The 16,857-nt window shown below is 62.4% G+C and carries 15 protein-coding genes; 4 read left to right on the forward strand and 11 right to left on the reverse strand.

From position 1 onward, the window contains the following. Window positions 1-84: 84 nt before the first annotated feature. The gene (locus PQG80_RS09865) at window positions 85-1,344 is read right to left on the reverse strand and encodes a stalk domain-containing protein (RefSeq protein WP_271751127.1); all 1,260 of its coding nucleotides are present in this window, start codon (window positions 1,342-1,344) and stop codon (window positions 85-87) included. A gap of 333 nt (window positions 1,345-1,677) precedes the next feature. Beyond that, on the reverse strand, window positions 1,678-1,887 hold the full coding sequence (locus PQG80_RS09870; RefSeq protein WP_271751128.1) for a YwbE family protein: 210 nt from the start codon (window positions 1,885-1,887) through the stop codon (window positions 1,678-1,680). Window positions 1,888-2,060: 173 nt separating this feature from the next. Here PQG80_RS09870 and PQG80_RS09875 point away from each other — a divergent pair, with 173 nt between their 5' ends. Together PQG80_RS09875 and PQG80_RS09880 are read left to right on the forward strand one after the other, a co-directional pair. Continuing rightward, on the forward strand, window positions 2,061-2,387 hold the full coding sequence (locus tag PQG80_RS09875; RefSeq protein WP_271751129.1) for a DUF5658 family protein: 327 nt from the start codon (window positions 2,061-2,063) through the stop codon (window positions 2,385-2,387). A gap of 123 nt (window positions 2,388-2,510) precedes the next feature. Continuing rightward, window positions 2,511-2,885: a winged helix-turn-helix transcriptional regulator gene (locus tag PQG80_RS09880; protein WP_271751130.1), complete on the forward strand. Its 375-nt coding sequence runs from the start codon at window positions 2,511-2,513 to the stop codon at window positions 2,883-2,885. A 58-nt stretch (window positions 2,886-2,943) separates the two neighbouring features. Here the strand turns inward: PQG80_RS09880 and PQG80_RS09885 are convergent, their stop codons facing one another. The 7 genes from PQG80_RS09885 to PQG80_RS09915 all read right to left on the reverse strand — a co-directional run bounded on the left by PQG80_RS09885 (window position 2,944) and on the right by PQG80_RS09915 (window position 12,533). Further along, a complete protein-coding gene (locus PQG80_RS09885) occupies window positions 2,944-4,029 on the reverse strand; it encodes an SDR family oxidoreductase (protein ID WP_271751131.1) in 1,086 nt (361 codons plus the stop codon). Window positions 4,030-4,153: 124 nt separating this feature from the next. Beyond that, window positions 4,154-4,456, reverse strand: coding sequence for a hypothetical protein (locus PQG80_RS09890; protein WP_271751132.1), 303 nt, complete (start codon window positions 4,454-4,456; stop codon window positions 4,154-4,156). A 164-nt stretch (window positions 4,457-4,620) separates the two neighbouring features. Beyond that, entirely contained in the window at window positions 4,621-6,570 is a 1,950-nt protein-coding gene (locus PQG80_RS09895; protein ID WP_271751133.1) for a DEAD/DEAH box helicase, read from the reverse strand. Window positions 6,571-7,058: 488 nt separating this feature from the next. Beyond that, window positions 7,059-7,934 carry an undecaprenyl-diphosphate phosphatase gene (locus PQG80_RS09900; protein WP_271751134.1) on the reverse strand — a complete coding sequence of 292 codons (876 nt, stop codon included), beginning with the start codon at window positions 7,932-7,934 and terminating at the stop codon, window positions 7,059-7,061. 145 nt (window positions 7,935-8,079) lie between these two features. Continuing rightward, a complete protein-coding gene (locus PQG80_RS09905; protein WP_271751135.1) occupies window positions 8,080-8,619 on the reverse strand; it encodes a GNAT family N-acetyltransferase in 540 nt (179 codons plus the stop codon). 18 nt (window positions 8,620-8,637) lie between these two features. After that, entirely contained in the window at window positions 8,638-10,683 is a 2,046-nt protein-coding gene (locus PQG80_RS09910) for an ABC transporter ATP-binding protein (RefSeq protein WP_271751136.1), read from the reverse strand. 104 nt (window positions 10,684-10,787) lie between these two features. Further along, window positions 10,788-12,533: an ABC transporter ATP-binding protein gene (locus PQG80_RS09915; RefSeq protein ID WP_271751137.1), complete on the reverse strand. Its 1,746-nt coding sequence runs from the start codon at window positions 12,531-12,533 to the stop codon at window positions 10,788-10,790. Between the two features lie 466 nt (window positions 12,534-12,999). Between PQG80_RS09915 and PQG80_RS09920 the strand changes: the two genes are divergently transcribed. Continuing rightward, window positions 13,000-13,707 (forward strand): TrkA C-terminal domain-containing protein, encoded by a 708-nt coding sequence (locus PQG80_RS09920; protein ID WP_271751138.1) that lies wholly within the window; start codon window positions 13,000-13,002, stop codon window positions 13,705-13,707. Next, window positions 13,704-15,173, forward strand: coding sequence for a magnesium transporter CorA family protein (locus PQG80_RS09925; protein WP_271751139.1), 1,470 nt, complete (start codon window positions 13,704-13,706; stop codon window positions 15,171-15,173). Before PQG80_RS09920 ends, PQG80_RS09925 begins: the two co-directional genes overlap by 4 nt. A gap of 125 nt (window positions 15,174-15,298) precedes the next feature. Here PQG80_RS09925 and PQG80_RS09930 read toward each other — a convergent pair whose 3' ends face one another. Both PQG80_RS09930 and PQG80_RS09935 read right to left on the reverse strand, forming a co-directional pair. Continuing rightward, on the reverse strand, window positions 15,299-15,466 hold the full coding sequence (locus tag PQG80_RS09930) for a CxxH/CxxC protein (protein ID WP_271751140.1): 168 nt from the start codon (window positions 15,464-15,466) through the stop codon (window positions 15,299-15,301). Window positions 15,467-15,506: 40 nt separating this feature from the next. Beyond that, on the reverse strand, window positions 15,507-16,814 hold the full coding sequence (locus PQG80_RS09935) for a S1C family serine protease (RefSeq protein WP_271751141.1): 1,308 nt from the start codon (window positions 16,812-16,814) through the stop codon (window positions 15,507-15,509). Between the last annotated feature and the right edge of the window lie 43 nt (window positions 16,815-16,857).

A 16,857-nucleotide genomic window follows, 5' to 3' on the forward strand; every position in this document is an offset into this window, starting at 1 on the left:
TGCGTCCAGATCGTTTGTCTAATCCCTTACCTGCAAATCAGGGATTTGAACCCTCCGCAACCCCTGCGTCATGGTCGCCACGCCCTACTTGGCCTCCACGAAGAAGTCGGCCCATTGCGTAGATGAGAGTCCGCTCTCCGGAAACGGAATGTACGCGGGGCTGTTGATCGCAATCCAGTACGAACCCGCATCCTTGAGCGTGATCGTCCCGCTGAAGGCGCCGTCCTTGATTGCCATTTCCTGCTTGCCCGCCGTCTCGTAGACCTGATGCGCGAAGCCCGAGCCTTGCGGCGCGTACTTTTGAATAACGACCGTCAACTTATCGAAGCCGCGGTTATGGGGGTCGCTTACCTTGCCGGCTATGGCTATCGGCGTCCCCGCCTTCGTCTCCACAAAGCCCGCGGCTGGCGCCTCGACCTTCAGGTAAGTCCGCGCTTCCTCCGTGAGGTTGACCGGTACCGCGCTCGGATCGCCGACATGACGGACGACCTTGAACTCCGCGCCGCTCGACCCGACAGGCGCCGCCTGCAGGATGTTGATGCCCGGATGCAGCTTCGCGGTGAACCGGATGCGGTTGTACAGGTTGCCGTCCATCTCAATATCCTTCGCGACGATCTGGCTGCCGTCCGTGCCGCCGGCCCAGGAGCCGGCCCCGAGCGAGGCGAGCAGCTGCGGCGCATACAATTCCTTGCGGTACAGCACGGTGAACGTCGTCTCCGATTCGTTCGTCTCCCAGGATGCCCGCAGCACCTGCCCTACTTTCTCGCTCCACTTCCATACCACTTGGCCGTCCGCCGTAGCCGCCGACAGTCCGAGCCACGTCAACGCCTTGACAGGAACATAGGCGACGCCGTTCGCGAGGAAAGGCTTGGGCGCCGTATAGAAGAGTTCCGGCAGCATATTCCCGTCGGCGTCGTACACCCGCTCCGAGCCGATGCGGAAGTTCAGCTCCGTCAGCCCCGGATTAATCTTGGCGTTCGCCGCGACGCGCACCTGCTTCAGCTTCGGGTCCCAGGCGATCGCCGATACCGCGCCGGACTGACTCAGGGTGCGCAGAGCCACGTAGACTCGCCCTTCCTTCAGGATCGGCTTGGCCGTCGCGATCGTCTTGCCGTCGAGCGTCGCGCCCGAGCCGTCCAGCTTGATCTTCATCTCGTGCCGGATCAGGTCCAGCCTCGCGACGTCAGGCGCGGGATCCGTGATGAGGACCGGCGTGTCGGGGTCCGCGGCCTGACCGCCAGCGGCCGCTGCGGCCGCCGTTGCGGACGGCGAGAGCGCACTAGCGGAGAGCGCCACCAATGCCGCCGCTAACGCGAGCCAGCTTCTCTTTGCGAAAATAGACATGAATATTCCTCCTCCTCTGGTAGTCTTCCTCCTGCACGAGCGCATGTTCCAACGACTGCAGCTCGTTCGGCGCGCCGATCAGCAGCACCAACGCAGCATATTCGACCTGCTATCAACTATTAGGACGCGGCGCTTCGGCCAAAGTTGCAGATGCCGTCCCTGTAATGGAAGGACGCGGCGGCAGCGCATCTGCACCTTCCTCCCTCAAAAAACAGGACCGCCAGCTCCAACTTCAGTGGGCTGTACGGTCCTGCTCTCTGCGACGGCAGGCCACCCGCTAGGGCGGCCTGCTGTTCATTGTTTTAACGGTATTCCGCGTCGCGCTCGACGATCTTACTCTCCATCGCCGATGACCGCTTGCACCCGTCCGACTTGGCCGTCCTGCAGCCGTACCTTGATGCCGTGCGGATGCGTAGCCGAGTTCGTCAGCAGGTCCTTCACGACGCCTCGGGTCAGCTTGCCAGTGCGCTGGTCCTGTTTGAGCACGATATCTACGGTCAATCCTGGTTTTATGTCGCTTCGGTTCCTTCCGTTGCCGGCCATTCGTTTTCATTCCTTCCTGCCTGGCTTGCTTCCTTGCTTCCTTGCTGCCTCGCTGCCTCGCTGCCTTCATCATACCAATACTTCCAGGCGGTTGCACCTTCTCCGACGTGTTCAGACGCTAGCGTGGAGGCTCGATGAGATGATACAATATGTATCTAAAGGAGGCGATCGGGATGATGCTTGCGGCCGGCAACCGCGTTTGGAACCGGTATTTGCTCTTGGTTCTGTCCGTGTTCGATGCGCTGGCGACGGATACGGGCATCCGTCTGCAACTGATCGGGGAGGCGAATCCGATCGCTAGGGCGTTGTATGAGACCAACGTCGTCCTATTCTACGCGTACAAGACGCTCCTCCCGCTGCTTCTTCTCTTTCTGCTCCGTCATGCGCCCGAGCGCCGGATCGTTCACCTGGGGACCTCGCTCGCTACCGCGTTATACGGTGCCGTCGCTCTATACCACGCAGCGTGGATCCTGTATGCCGCCTCGGTCTCATGGCCGTGATCCGCGCACGCTCGCCTCTCTCGCCGCCGCGCCTCTCCGCAGGCTTCCCCCTGCTCCCGCCGGAACGCTCTTGCGGCCCTGACCTCCAAGCGATACATTGTAGAGACGGGAGGCGATATCGCGATGCAGGAGCCATCACTTAAGATATACAATACTGCGGTCGAAGCGACGCTCGAAGTCATCGGCGGCAAGTGGAAGCCGGTCATTTTGTTCTACCTGACCTTCGGCAAGCGGCGCAACGGCGAGTTCATGCGCCTCATCCCGTCCATTACGCAAAAGGTGCTGACGCAGCAGCTATCGGAGCTGGCGGCGGACGGCATCGTCTCTCGGATCGCTTACAACCAAGTCCCGCCGAAGGTCGAGTATGAGCTGACCCCTTACGGCCGGAGCTTGACGGATATCCTCCATCTCATGTGCAAATGGGGCGACATGCATATCGAACGAACGTACGGCGACCGGGGGCGCGTCCTGTTCGAACCGCCGCAGGCCATCGATTGAACGAAAAAGCCGGCCCCGCCATGGTTGACGAGTGCCGGCTTCTTCGCGCGTTCGGGCTTTAAGGGATGACCTTCCGACGTCGCAGGTCCTCGAATATTCCCATAAACATCTCTTCCGTATCGATAAACGCATGGAAGCCGAAACGGCGCGCCTTGGTGCCGTCCGCAAAAAAGTCGTAGTCCCACGAGAAGACGAAGTCCCCAAACTTCCAGGAAGAGACATCCCGGTAGCTGTTCGGCGCAAGGCCGTATTTCTCGACCATCGCGTTCCACAGCGGCTCTTTGTCCGCCATCACGGTATCAAGAGACATCTGCAGCGGTGGCGCGGTCTCAAGCCCGAAGCTCGCCGCGATCTTCGGCCACAGCTCGTTCCAGCGGAAGAGATCGCCGTTCGCGATGTTAAATGCCTGATTGGCGCAGCGCGGATCGGTCGCCGCCCATACCGTCGCGCGGGCCAGCAGCCCGGCGTCGGTCATCTCCAGCAGGCTGTCGTATGCGCCAGGCTTGCCGGGGAAGCGAAGCGGCAGGCCGAGTTCCTTGGACATGGCGGCATAGATCGCGATCACCATCGCCAGATTCATCGGGTTGCCCGTAGCGTACCCGGCCACGACGGAGGGTCGCAGCGCAGACCATGTCCATGTACTTCCGGGCTGCCTGCGCTCAAGAAACCGCTGCTGGTCGATATTGAACTCCGGCGGCATGTGCCCCGCGTCCGTCTCGCGCGCGGGCGTCTTGAACGGACCGAGATGCGCGCCGTACACCTTGTAGCCCTGCATCAGGCTGATGTGCCGGAGGCCTGGCGCGATCGGTTCGACGGCATTAACCGTATTCTCGAGCATGGCCAGATTCGGTCCGACGAGCTCGGCCCACGTCGGCCGGTCCTGGTAGGCTGCATAGAAAATATGCGTAATTCCGGTCAGACTCCCGAGCTTGTCGCGGGCATCCGCCTCATCCAGCAGATCCGCCGCCACGTACCGGATACGTCCGGCATCCTCGCCCCCGCGCCTGGACACGCCTACAATATCCCAATCCGGCAGCGTCGCCAGATAATCGATCAGGTTCCTTCCGATTACGCCGTTGGCGCCGACCACCAGAGCCGTCTTGACGGGTAGCGCTTCGTGTTCGATCAATTTCGTCGCGTTCATGTTCTTCGTCCTCCTCGTCGTGCGGTTAATGCCATTGTGCAGGAAAAGAGGAGGACGGAACAGTACGCACTTTGAGGTCATATAGTTACTTCAAGGTGATGATGGCGTTCCTATGCGTGATTCCTTACTCGGCGGCGCCGACGTCGTGCTGTCCGAGGATGAGCTTCACGGGCTCCAGATAGGCGCGCACCGTGCGCGTCTCGCTGGTCGTATCGATCTCGATATCGACGACTTTGCTGCTGACCTTCCTTGCCTCGCGGCGGTCGTACACCACCTCGAACTCCCGCAGGCCGAGCGGGTACGTGACGACCGACCAGCCGATCGCCAGAGAACCCGCCAGGTCCGCTGCATGAGAGAAGTCCACGCGCGCGATGATTTCCTCGTCCATATCCACGATTGTCACTTGCTGCAGAATCTCAGTCTTCATATCATAGCTGCCCCTTTTGCGTTTATTTGGAAAAAGTATATCATATCTACCTGCGCTGAAAAGAGATAATTGGCGATTCCTTGCGTTTTATGTCGAAAATCGACAACGGCGAGCGCACGCGAAAAAGACCGCCTCGGAGAGAAGCGGTCTTCTGATGCGATTATTTACTTCTTGCGGCCGCCGCGCGACGGGCCGGAAGGACCCTTGGCGCGCCCGGCGCCGCCGCCCGGCCCGCCAAAGCCGCCGCGTCCGCCGGAAGACGGCTTGCCGCCGCCGCTCCGCGAACCGCCGGCTTGCGGCCTGCCGCCGCTGCGGCCTCCCGATGCGCGCTCGCTGCTGCGCGCGTAACCGCCGCCGCCCGTGCCCGCACTCGCGCCGCCAAAGCTGCGCTCGCCGCGCCCTGCAGGCGCGCGGTCGCCGCCGCGCTTCGGCCGTTCGGCCGGCGCGCCTGGCCTGGCGCCGCGCTCGGCCCGGCCGCCCAGCGCGGATGCGCCGGCGTAGCGGCTCTCGCCCGAGGCGCTGCCGCCGCTGCGCGGCCCGCGGCCCGGCGTCGCCTGCGGCCTGCCGGCGCCGGCTTCGCGGCGGCCGTTGCCCGGGCCGCCCGCACCTGGCCTGCGGCGTTGCGCCTGCGGCTCCGCCGCGCGCTCTTCGGGAGCCGGGACGAAGTACTCGCCCTGCTCCCACCACTTGGCGGCGCGCTCCTCGCCTGCGCCGCCGCTGCCGCCTTCGCCGCGTCCTCCGCGCGCCGGCAAGTCCTTGCCGCGACCCGCGCCCGCACTCGCCGCGCTGCCGCGCAAGCCCCGCTCGGCCCCCCGCGCTGCGCCGCCGGCGCTATCGCCCCGCGCGCCGCGCACGACGCCGCCGCGTACCGCGCCGCGGCCTTCGCCCCGCGCGCCGCGCTCGTCGCTGCGGCCCTCGCCGCGCCTGACGCCCGCGGCTCCGCGCGTCGCGCCGCCGCGCGCGCCGGCGCCAGCCGTGCCCGCGCGCTTGCCGAACGCGCCCGGCGTCCGCGTCCGTACCGGCGCCTGACCGCCTTCGGCCGCTACGCTGCCGCCGGATTCGCCGATCTTGCGCCGCTCGATGAACATGCCGATCCCGTCCTCGATCACGCCGAGATCGCCACGATCCTTAGGCGCGACGAAGGTAATCGCCATGCCCGTCTCGCCCGCACGGCCTGTCCGGCCGATGCGGTGGATATAGCCCTCCGCATCCTGCGGCACGTCGTAGTTGTACACGTGCGTCACGCCCTCGACGTCTAGCCCGCGCGCCGCGATGTCCGTCGCCACGAGCAGCTGCAGCTTCGCCTCTCGGAACTTGCGCATGACCTGCTCCCGCTTCGACTGCGACAGGTCGCCGTGCAGCTCGTCGCAGCTGTAGCCCATCGCCTGCAGCGCCTCGTTCAGCGTGCTCGCGCGGCGCTTGGTGCGGCAGAAGATCATGCCGAGATACGGCTGCGTCTCCTCGATCATCGCCACCAGCGCGTCTTGCTTCGCCCGATCCGTCGTCTCGATGACGAGCTGCGCCGTGTCCTTGACCGTCACTTGCTTGGCCTTGACCGTCACTTCCTGCGGATCGCGCAGATAGCGGCCGGCCAGATTGCGGATCTTGTCGGGCATCGTCGCCGAGAACAGCATGGTCTGCCTGTCCTTGGGCGTCTTGGACATGATCTCCTCGACCTCGCCGAGGAAGCCCATGTGCAGCATCTGGTCGGCTTCGTCGAGCACCATCATGCGCACGTTGGACAGCCTGACCGTCTCGCGCCGCATATGATCGAGCAGCCGTCCCGGCGTCGCTACGATCATGTGCATATGCCCTTCCAGCTTGTGCAGCTGCGCCTCGACGTCCTGCCCGCCGTAGACCGCCAGCACGCGCACGCCTTCATAGACCGGCAGCAGCTTCTTGATCTCCGCCGTGATCTGGATCGCGAGCTCGCGCGTCGGCGTCACGATCAGCCCCTGCAGGTACGGCACCTCCGGCTTGATCCGCTCCAGCATCGGCAGCACGAACGCCAGCGTTTTCCCCGTGCCCGTCTGCGCCTGGCTGATGACGTCCTTGCCCGTCAGCGCGATGGGAATCGTCTGCGCCTGCACCGGCGTAGGCTGCTTGATCCCCAAGCTATGCAATAATTCGGATGCGCGCACCGACACACCCAATGGTCCAAACTCTGTCACAAATAGCACCCCGTTTATTCTCGCGGACCTCGCCGCGCATTCGTACTCCTATCCTACCACATTACGTGTCGATTTCCGCATTTCGGCACCGCCTTAATTTTAGTGGCGACTCGTCCTTATTTTACCCATTTGTGCGGTATCCCTTTCGATCAGGATGCGCTTGGCGCGATCAACTTCCAACCGTCCCGCCGGCGCCCATCGCCTTCACTACAAGAGGCGATCCGCCTCCAGCCACCCCGCCAGCGCCCATCGCCTTCACTACAAGAGGCGATCCGCCTCCAGCCATCCCGCGAGCGTCCCTGCCCCTGTCCCTGGTCTTTTCCCCGCGCCCGCCGTCCCGCCGACTCCCCGCACGCAAAAAGAACGGCCGATCCGGGCCCAACGCCCGGACAGCCGTTCTTTTCCAATCCATAAACCTTGATCCACCCCGATTACAGCCAGATCACGAGCGCCAGCACGACGGCCAGCACGATCCGGTAGATGGCGAACGGCACCAGCTTGATCCGGTTGATCAGGTTGAGGAAGAAGCGGATGGCGACCAGCGCGACCAGGAACGCGGCGACGAAGCCCGCGATATAGAAGCCCAGCATGTCGGCCGTGATGTACTGGTAGTTTTTCAGCAGCGTTATGAGGCTCGCGCCGGCCATAATCGGCACGGCCATGATGAACGTGAAGTCGGCTGCCGCGCGGTGGCTGAGCCCGAGCAGCACGCCGCCCGAGATCGTGGAGCCGGACCGCGAGAAGCCTGGCCACAGCGAGAAGCACTGGATCAGTCCGATCAGGAGCGCCTGCTGATAGGTGATCTGGTCCACCGTGTTTGTCTTCGGACGCTTCGGCGCCAGCCGGTCCGCGCCGATCATGAGGATCGCGCCGAGCACGAGGCCCACGAGCACCGTCTCTGTGGAGAAGAGATGCTCCTCGATCGTGTCGTCGAACAGGAAGCCCAGGATGCCCGCCGGGATGAGCCCGACGATGACCTGCATGAGCTTCAGCCGTCCGGTGCCGGAACCGCTCCACTCGCCCGTGCCTTCGTGCTCCGCTTCGATGCGAGCGTCCTTGCCCTTCAATTTCCGCAGACCGAGCAGGTCCATGAACCGCCGCCAGAACAGCACGACGACCGCCAGGATCGAGCCAAGCTGGATGACGACCTTGAACGCGACCGCCGCGTCCGAGCCGAGGAAGTCCTCGGTCTTGAGCCACAGGTCGTCGACGATGATCATATGACCGGTAGAAGAGACGGGCGCGAACTCCGTGATGCCTTCGACGATGCCGATGATGATGCCTTTTAGAATTTCCAGGAATGACATATGTACGCTCTACTCCCTCTCCCGATTTCCGATTTCCTATGGTCTAGTTTATAAGGAACGAAGGGTCCTTGTCTAATGGACTGGGGCCCAGTCTTCCGATCCTATATACCCGTCGGGGGAGGGATTCGAGCGGACGAGCGTTCGATCAGGCAAAAAACGTCTGAGGATACTTCAGCTCTCCGTACTTCTCCTTGCGCGCGGCGGCCAGGCGGTCCAGCTCGCCCTCGGCAAGCTCGAGCACCATGAATACGTCGTCCGGGACGTCGAACTGCATGAGCACGAGTCCGCCCTTCACCGCCGGCTTGAAGCCGAACCGGGGATAGTAGGACGGATGCCCGATGAGGAAAATCAGCTTGTAGCCGAGCTGCTCCGCACGGCGGATGCCCTCCCGGATCAGCGCGCCGCCGATGCCGCGTCCCTGCGCCTCCGGACGCACGCCGATCGGCGCCAGCACGAGCGTCTCCTGCGCATCCTGCCCATCGACGAGCTCCGCCTTGCTGATCAGCATATGGCCCTCGATCCGGCCGTCCGACTCCGCCACGAGCGACAGCTCCGGCACGAAGCCGACGGACTCGCGTATCCGGTCCGCGAGCCGGCTCTCGTCCTCTTTCCCGCCGAAGGCGGCCAGGTGAACCTCCCTGACCGCGTCGATATCGGCTTTCGTTTCCGTCCTGATCTGCACCATCGATTTTCTCTCCTCGCTTTAATTCGCAGCTGCTTGTGCAGGTACGCCGCCGGCCTCGGCCGGAGCGCCGCCCTGGAGCTGGTACATCGCATAGTATTTACCCTTGAGCTGCATCAGACGCTCATGATCGCCGCGCTCGACGATGACGCCGTGGTCCAGCACGAGGATCTGGTCGGCCTGACGGATCGTGGACAGCCGGTGCGCGATGACGAACGTCGTGCGCCCCTTCTTGAGCACGTCCAGCGCCGCCTGGATGATGGCCTCGGTCTCGGTGTCGATGCTCGCCGTCGCCTCGTCGAGGATCAGGATCGCCGGATCATAGGCCAGCGCTCTGGCGAAGGAGATCAGCTGGCGCTGTCCCGCGGACAGCGTCGCGCCCTTCTCGATGACCGGCTCGTCGAGCCCGCCGGGCAGGCTCATGAACATATCGTAGGCGCCGACGTCGCGCAGCGCCTGCTCGACCCGCTCCCGGGTGATCGCCGGGTTGCCCAGGCTCACGTTCGACGCGATCGTCCCCGTGAACAGGAACGGATCCTGCAGCACGATCCCCATATGCGCGCGCAGCTGCTGCTTCGGAATATCCCGGACGTCCATGCCGTCCACGAGGATCGCGCCCTCTTCGATATCGTAGAAGCGGAACAGCAGGTTCAGGATCGAGCTTTTGCCGGAGCCCGTGTGGCCCACGAGCGCGACCGTCTCGCCTTGGCGGGCGTGGAAGTTCACGTCCTTCAGCACGTTCTCGCCCTTCTTGTAGGCGAAGGTCACGTGTTCGAATCGCACGTCGCCGCCGCTCCGCGGCGCCTTGCCGTCCTCGACCGGGATGCCCGGCTGGTCCAGCAGCTCGAACACGCGGGAGGCGGATACGCGCGCCGTCTCCAGGTTGGACAGCTGGTTGACGATGCCGACGATCGGCTGGAACATGCGGTTCATGTAGTCGATGAACGCGTACAGCACCCCGACCGTGACGGCGCCGCTCAGCGAACCGCCCCAGAACAGCCAGAGGACGGCCAGGAAGATCAGGTTGCGCACGACGTTTACGAGGTTGTGCGAGGTGATCGAATTCAGGCTGACCAGCTTGGTCTGATGGTTGAAGTACTCCTCGTTCAGCTCGTCGAACTCCTTGGCCATCTTCTTCTGCCGGCCGAACGCCTGGATGATGGTCATCCCTTGAATCGACTCGTTGATCATGCCGTTGATGTCGCTCAGCTTGGAGCGGATCACGTTGTTCAGCTTGCCGGCGTACTTGCGGTACAGCACGATCCAGACGACCAGCATCGGGATCAGCGGCAGGGCGATGAGCGCCAGGCTGAGATCGAGGAAGAACAGCGCGCCCAGGATCGCGGTCATGTAGACGACGCCGGAGAAAAAGTTCGCCAACACCGCCACGAACAGCTCGCGGACGGCCTCCGTGTCGTTGGTGATGCGCGAGACGACCTTGCCCGCGGGCAGGTTGTCGAAGTACTGCACCGGCAGCCGGTGCGTATGCGCGAATACGTCCTCGCGCATGCGCTGCACGATGCGGTTCGCCGACGTCTGCAGCAGCAGCTTCTGGCCGTAGGTGAACGCCGCCGCGAGCAGCAGCAGCCCGAAGTAGGCGGCCGCCAGCTGCAGCAGCATCGGAATCTCCGGCTTGTAGAAGTCGTACAGCTCGGCCTTGGTTAACTTGGCGGCCGGATATGACGCCATGCGCCCGTCCTTGGCCGTCACGGTCATCGTGCCGTCCGCGACGGCGCGGGCGCCGTCGAACGCGAGATCGCTGCCGACCCAGTAGTAGCTGCGCTGCTCCTGCAGCACGCGCCTCGCCAGCCCCGGATCGCGGCTCGCGCCGGCGGGCAGGTGGTCGTCTCTGACGTACCAGCTGCCCTGATACTGGACCGCGTCGCGTTGCTTAGCGGGTACCTGGTACCACGTCTTCTCGATGCCGAGGATGTTCTGGTCGATCATCCGCTTCGCCAGCATCGGTCCGAGCAGCTCCGCGCAGACGGCCAGCGCGAGCAGCACCAGCGCCCAGATGATCGTCTTTTTATAGATCATGGCGTATTTGAATAATCGCTTGCCTGTCATGGTTTGTCACCTTCGTTTCTTTCTGTTCGTTAAAAAGGACGTTCATGCCGATGCGGCGGATGCGGACGCCGCGGCTACGGCCCCACATAGCCGGCCGTCCCGCGTCAACCCTCGACGATCGCCTCGAGCTGCTGCCGCTCGTACTGCGCCTTGTACCAGCCGCCGCTGGCCAGCAGCTCCTCGTGGGTGCCGCGCTCGACGATATAGCCTTCGTCCAGAACCAGAATGAGGTCCGCGTGCTGGACCGCCGACAGCCGGTGCGTCGCGATCAGCGTCGTCTTGCCGGCCCGCTCCGTGCGGATGCCCTCGACGATCTCGGCCTCCGTCCGCGCGTCGACGGCGGACAGCGCGTCGTCCAGCATGAGGATGTCCGGATCGGCGATCATCGCGCGGGCGATGCTCACGCGCTGCTTCTGGCCGCCGGAGAGCGCCACGCCCTTCTCGCCCACCAGCGTCTCCAGCCCTTCGGGCAGGAAGGCGATGTCCTTGGCGAACGAGGCGCGCACGAGCGCGTGCTGCAGCTGCTCGGGCGTCGCGTCCGCGAGTCCGAACAGGATGTTCTCGCGGATCGTGCGGGAGAACAGGATCGGGTTCTGCGGCACGTAGCCGACCCACGAGAGCAGCTTGTCGATGCCGATGTCCTCGATCGGCACGCCCGAGATCGAGACCTCGCCGCTGCCGGGCGGATACTCGCGCAGCAGCTGCCTCAGCAGCGTCGTCTTGCCGCTGCCCGTGCGCCCGACGATGCCGAGCGTCTGGCCGCGCTTCAGCTCGAAGCTGACGTCGATCAGATTGTCTACCGCGGACGACGGATACCGGAAGGTCAGCGACTTGAACGCCAGCGTATCCGGCGCGATGACCTCCGCGAGCCGCTGCGGGTCCTGTACGTCCGGCGCGTAGCCGAGCGTCTCGTTCACGCGGTCCAGCGAGGCGTTGCCGCGCTGCATGATGTTGATCAGCTCGCCGATGGCAAACATCGGCCAGATCAGCATCCCGAGGAAGATGTTGAAGGAGATCAATTCCCCGAGCGTAATCTCGCTGCGGAAGACCAGATAACCGCCATAGCAGACGCCGATGATATAACTCAGCCCGATCAGCACCTTGTTCGTCGGCTCGAATAGCGCGTCGATCCGGGCGACCGCGATATTGCGCTCCAGCACCTCGTTCGTCTTCGCATGGAACCGCGCCTCGTCCGCCCTCTCCTGCACGTAGGCGCGGACGACGCGGACGCCGGTCACCGACTCGAGCACCTGGTCGTTCAGCTCGCCGAACGAATCCTGCGCCTTCGTGAACCGCTCGTGAATCTTGCCGCCGAAGTGCTTCATCGCCAGCGCGATGAGCGGCAGCGGCAGCATCGCCGCCAGCGTGAGCTTCCAGCTGATCAGCCCCGCCATCATGATCAGGAGCGTCACCATGAAGATGGACGAGTCGATCAGCGTCAGAATCCCGAAGCCCGCCGTGTTCGAGATCGCCCACAGATCGTTGGTGGCGCGCGCCATCAGGTCTCCCGTACGGTTGCGCTCGTAGAACGTCGGCGTCATCCGGAGGAGATGTCGGATCAGCTTGGTCCGCAGCATGCGCTCGAGCAGCATCGAGCCGCCGAACAGCTGATACATCCATACGTAGTTGATGCAGTAACCGAAGATCGTCAGACCCAGCCACAGCGCGATGATGCCGTAGAAGTCTCCCTGCGTCATCGTCCCCTGCTGGATCCCGTCGATCGTGTTGCCGAGCAGCCTCGGCGGCACGATATCGACGATGCCGGCGATGGCGAGCAGGACAACGGCGATCGTGTACCTTTTCCAATGCTGCCTGAAAAACCATTTTAATTTTACGAGTACGCTAAGCATTTTCTTCCCTCTCTTCTTCTCCCGATTGCATCCAAGCATACAAAAAGGCGCACCGCCCGTAAGCGATACGCCTATTCTATGCATCCGGCGCCGTGTCTCGAACATTCGTTCGATTAGGGCCGAATAAGAAAGGGCGCACGATTACGTTAAACGTAACCGTACGCCCTCGAAGTCCGAATCGGATTAATCGGGCACTGACGGATTACGTCCGCTAGCAAAGGCATGAGCGACGGCGGCTGGAACAATCATGAGTGTACGCATGGAACGCAATCCTCCCTTCAAATGTGAAATGTATTTGACACTTTGCCAATGTACCATCGGTGGCTGGAAGCTGTCAATGGGGTATCCGGGAAAATAATGGATGTCCCGCATCGCTTGCGGCGCTTGAAACGGCCCGTCTGCAGGGTATAACTAATGTATATACCCCGCACACGCGGATATGAACAGAACGGAAGGCGGCGCCCTTATGGGGTTTATATTCGTCTACATCCTGATCGTCTTTCTCGTCGTCGAGATCTCCGCGATTCTCATGCGGTCGACCGGACTGGAACACGGCATCGCGCGCTTCCAGGTCATCTCGCTCCTGACGGGCACCGGCTTCACGACCAAGGAGTCCGAGTTGATCCTGGGACACCCGATTCGCAGGCGGATCGGCATCTTTCTGATTTTATTCGGTGCCTTCTCGCTCGCCGTCATGATATCCTGCATCAGCGCGATCCTGGCTCCCGAGTTTCATCTGTACCCGCTCGCGCTCGCTTCCGGCGCGCTGTTTATCATATACGTCGCGCTGCGCATTCCCGCGGTCGGCCGGCTTCTGGAAAAGAGATTGACCGGCGTATTCCGTCAAACCTTCTCGATACACGAGCTAACGATTCAAGAGGTGCTATACTTGGAGAAGGAAGATGCCTTCATCGACATTCCGATCGGCGAAACGTCGGCGGCGATCGGCCGTACGATCAAGGAGATGTCCGAGCGTCTCCCTGACGTGAACATTCTCTTGATCAAGCGCGGGACCGTCGCGATCCGCGATCGCCGCATGGAGACCCCGCTGGAGGCGGGAGACGTTCTGTACGTATACGGGAGCATGAGGCAGATCAAGCGCACGTTCGGCGCCGAGCTTGAAGCGAAGAAGGAAAAGGAAAGCGACGAAAGGCAGGCGGTCTCCCCTTTATGAATAACGAGAGCATGAACGTGGCACATCCATTTAATCGCGGGGATCCGGCGGATCAACGCATCCGAGAGGCCAATTTTCAATTTTTGTTCCCTTTCTCTCTGACGAACGATTGTCACAGCGACGTGAAGCGAACGTTGGAGGCGGAGGGCTTCGTTCCCTTCCGGCTGAACGCGCTGGAACTGGAAGATGCGTTCTACGGACCCAAGCATCGCGTCTCGCACCGGGATATGGAACGCTACTATCTGCCGTTTACCAACCATGTGCTGTTTCCCCCCGAGGACAACGAGGAGAGCTTCCAGCGCATGAGCAAGGCGCTCGGCACGACCGGCGTGCTGCGCACGCGGTACTTCGATGCGCCGTTCGCCCTCCATGCCGTAGACGTCGTTCTCTGCCCGTTCGACACGGGGTTCATCACGCTGCGCGTGCAGCTGCTCAAGGAAGACGCAACGCTGACCGAAGCCGTCGAGTTCGCCGATCGCCTCCGCGCGCTCCAGGATGCCCATAGCGAGGACCGCTCGTCCAGCATTTTCTATGAGGGAGAGACCTATCAGGAAGTTCAGGACTTTATATTCCAAGCGATCGTGCCGCATATGGTCGAGCACCTCGACCGCACGCCCATGGACGGCGCCTACTTCGAGGAGCTGCCCTACCTGATCGACGAGCGTATGTACGTCATGGCGAGCTATGCGTACCCCGAGGAGACCCGGATCTCGCTCCTCGACCGCTACCGCGCCACCCGGCTGGACGGTCTCGACGACAACGGCGACCCTTATATCAGTGCCTACTACATACCCTATATCGAGGAATACTGCCGGGGCACCAGTCTCGAACGCTGGGCGCCTTATGCCTACTATCATACCGACGAGAGCTGCTTCTGTTGTCTGAGCAGCCTTAACGAACACAAAGCCGACGCCATCGTCAACAGGATGTACGGCGAGTATTATTACGGCCTGCTGCTGAATCTTTTCCACCGCATCGTGCTCCTGAAGCTGTCGAACGCATACTCCCGCGTCCGGATGGAACGCGATACCGACAAGACCGAGCTGCTCATTCGCGATATTACGACCTTCTCCGCCAAGTACAATTTTCTCGAGGTCGTTTCTCAGTCCCAGGGGCGGGAGATCTTTCTCCAGATGCGCAGAATGTACGGCAACGAAGAGCTGTTCGAGGACGTCAAGCAGACCCTGACCGACTTGTTCAAGTACCAGGACAACGCCAACTCGCGACGCTCGAGCTATTTGCTGACCGTCCTCACGATCTATACCGTCATCAGCGGTATTTACGGCATGAACCAGGTCATCGACGATCTCGAGAGTCCGATCAAATGGGGCGAAATGCCCGGATACTCCTTTTTCCAATGGATCGCGCTGGCCGTTACCTTCAGCGGCCTGCTCGTCGCGTTCCTCCTGTCCGGCAATATTTTGTGGAAGTGGGGCCGTGATCTGTTGAAGAGATTCAGAAGGTAAGGCGAGGCGAGACGAGGAAAGGCCGCTTCCAGGGAAAAAGAGACCGCGGGCGGCAATCTCCCCTGCGGTCTTCGATGTCGAACGATGGCGTCTTCCGCAGCGCGCAGCGCGCGCCGGCAGACGTCTCAGACGATCAGAAATAGTACGGGCTCGCGGCAAAACTCGCAGCACGCCGGCGGCTCCCACGCGGCGAACTTCGTCTCCTTGAGGTTGACGAGATCGGGCGCGTCCTCGTATTCGTCGACAAAGGTGTCGATCGCGAGCTCCACGTGTTCTTTACAGACGCAATACATGGTAATGTCCTTCCTCTTGCCGAAGATCGGCGCTCATGGGTTAGCCATCGTTCTCGGTCTTCTCGACGAGCTTCACGCGCAGCTCGCCCTTCTTGCCGTCCCGATAGTAGGTAATACTAAGCGTATCCCCAATCTTGGTGTGCGTATACAGATACTTGCGCAAATCGAGGGTGCTGTCGATCGGCTGGCCGTCCAGCGATACGATGATGTCGTTGAACGCGAGACCCGCAGCCTTGGCGGGGCCGACGGCCTCGAGGACCACGACGCCGTCGGTCACGCCGTCGGGCACGACGAGTTCCTCGCCTGCCGGGACATCGTCGTCGTCCCCGTTCGGGCTCGGCGTGGACTCCGCGTCGTCGGACGGCTCCTCGTCTTCGGAGGCCGCGCTATTGTCCAGGTAGATGGCCAGATCCATCGAGTAGACCCCGAGATACGGGCGCATCACCTTGCCGTGCTCCATAAGCTGGTCGACCACGGGCATGGCGTCGTCGATCGGGATCGAAAAGCCGATGCCTTCGACGCTCGTATCCGCGACCTTCATGCTGTTGATGCCGACGACCTGCCCGCTCAGATTGACGAGCGCGCCGCCGCTGTTGCCGGGATTGATCGGGGCGGAGATCTGGATGACCTCCTCCTCCCAATCGTAGATGCCGTCCTGATTGAGCGAGATCGGCACCGTCGTCTTCAGGTTGGATACGATCCCGTTGGACAGCGAGTCGCTGAATCCGAGCGGATTGCCGACCGCGATCACGGTCTCGCCCTTGCGCAGCTTCGCGGAATCCCCGATGTCCGCGACTTGGTTGATGCCCTTGTCGTCGGTCACGAGCACGGCCAGATCGGTGATCGTGTCCTGCCCTACTACGGTCGCGGTCTTCTGGGTGCCATTCGACAGCACGATCTGCAGCTTGACGGTATCCGCGACGACGTGCGCGTTGGTAATCATGTAGGCTTTTCCTTTTTCCTTGAGGAAAATGACGCCCGAGCCCAGGCTGGTCCCCTCGCCCATCGACGCCTCGCTCCCCGCGGCGCCTTCCTTCGTCTGATTGATGACGCTGACGACGACGGGCCCGACCTTGGCGGCCGCCGAGATGATCCGCTCGTTGGTGTCGAGTCCGCCCGATACCCCCGTAGACAGGACCGGCAGACTGGCCGATTGGTGCTTGGGGCGGTCAACGGTCAGGTAGAAAAGGGAAGCGACCAGCACGGAGCTAGCCAGCGACGAGACGAGCGCTATCTTTAAAGCGGAGCCCTGTCGGCCCCAACGGCTGGGCCGCTGCCAGGAACCGGACGGCTCCCGGCTCCCCCGCTTCACTTTGGTAGAGTAAAAATCGTCTTTAAAAAAGCCCATGGGACGCCTCCCTCGCTGACCGATTAAAAGAATAGAAATATGG

The sequence above is a fragment of the Cohnella rhizoplanae genome (assembly GCF_948329515.1).
Taxonomy (GTDB): Bacteria; Bacillota; Bacilli; order Paenibacillales; family Paenibacillaceae; genus Cohnella; species Cohnella rhizoplanae.

Bases quoted from the DNA above. Each gene is read 5' to 3' on its own strand.
- PQG80_RS09865 (WP_271751127.1), bottom strand. From the start codon at position 1,344: ATGTCTATTTTCGCAAAGAGAAGCTGGCTCGCGTTAGCGGCGGCATTG.
- PQG80_RS09870 (WP_271751128.1), bottom strand. From the start codon at position 1,887: ATGGCCGGCAACGGAAGGAACCGAAGCGACATAAAACCAGGATTGACC.
- PQG80_RS09875 (WP_271751129.1), top strand. From the start codon at position 2,061: ATGATGCTTGCGGCCGGCAACCGCGTTTGGAACCGGTATTTGCTCTTG.
- PQG80_RS09880 (WP_271751130.1), top strand. From the start codon at position 2,511: ATGCAGGAGCCATCACTTAAGATATACAATACTGCGGTCGAAGCGACG.
- PQG80_RS09885 (WP_271751131.1), bottom strand. From the start codon at position 4,029: ATGAACGCGACGAAATTGATCGAACACGAAGCGCTACCCGTCAAGACG.
- PQG80_RS09890 (WP_271751132.1), bottom strand. From the start codon at position 4,456: ATGAAGACTGAGATTCTGCAGCAAGTGACAATCGTGGATATGGACGAG.
- PQG80_RS09900 (WP_271751134.1), bottom strand. From the start codon at position 7,934: ATGTCATTCCTGGAAATTCTAAAAGGCATCATCATCGGCATCGTCGAA.
- PQG80_RS09905 (WP_271751135.1), bottom strand. From the start codon at position 8,619: ATGGTGCAGATCAGGACGGAAACGAAAGCCGATATCGACGCGGTCAGG.
- PQG80_RS09910 (WP_271751136.1), bottom strand. From the start codon at position 10,683: ATGACAGGCAAGCGATTATTCAAATACGCCATGATCTATAAAAAGACG.
- PQG80_RS09915 (WP_271751137.1), bottom strand. From the start codon at position 12,533: ATGCTTAGCGTACTCGTAAAATTAAAATGGTTTTTCAGGCAGCATTGG.
- PQG80_RS09920 (WP_271751138.1), top strand. From the start codon at position 13,000: ATGGGGTTTATATTCGTCTACATCCTGATCGTCTTTCTCGTCGTCGAG.
- PQG80_RS09925 (WP_271751139.1), top strand. From the start codon at position 13,704: ATGAATAACGAGAGCATGAACGTGGCACATCCATTTAATCGCGGGGAT.
- PQG80_RS09930 (WP_271751140.1), bottom strand. From the start codon at position 15,466: ATGTATTGCGTCTGTAAAGAACACGTGGAGCTCGCGATCGACACCTTT.
- PQG80_RS09935 (WP_271751141.1), bottom strand. From the start codon at position 16,814: ATGGGCTTTTTTAAAGACGATTTTTACTCTACCAAAGTGAAGCGGGGG.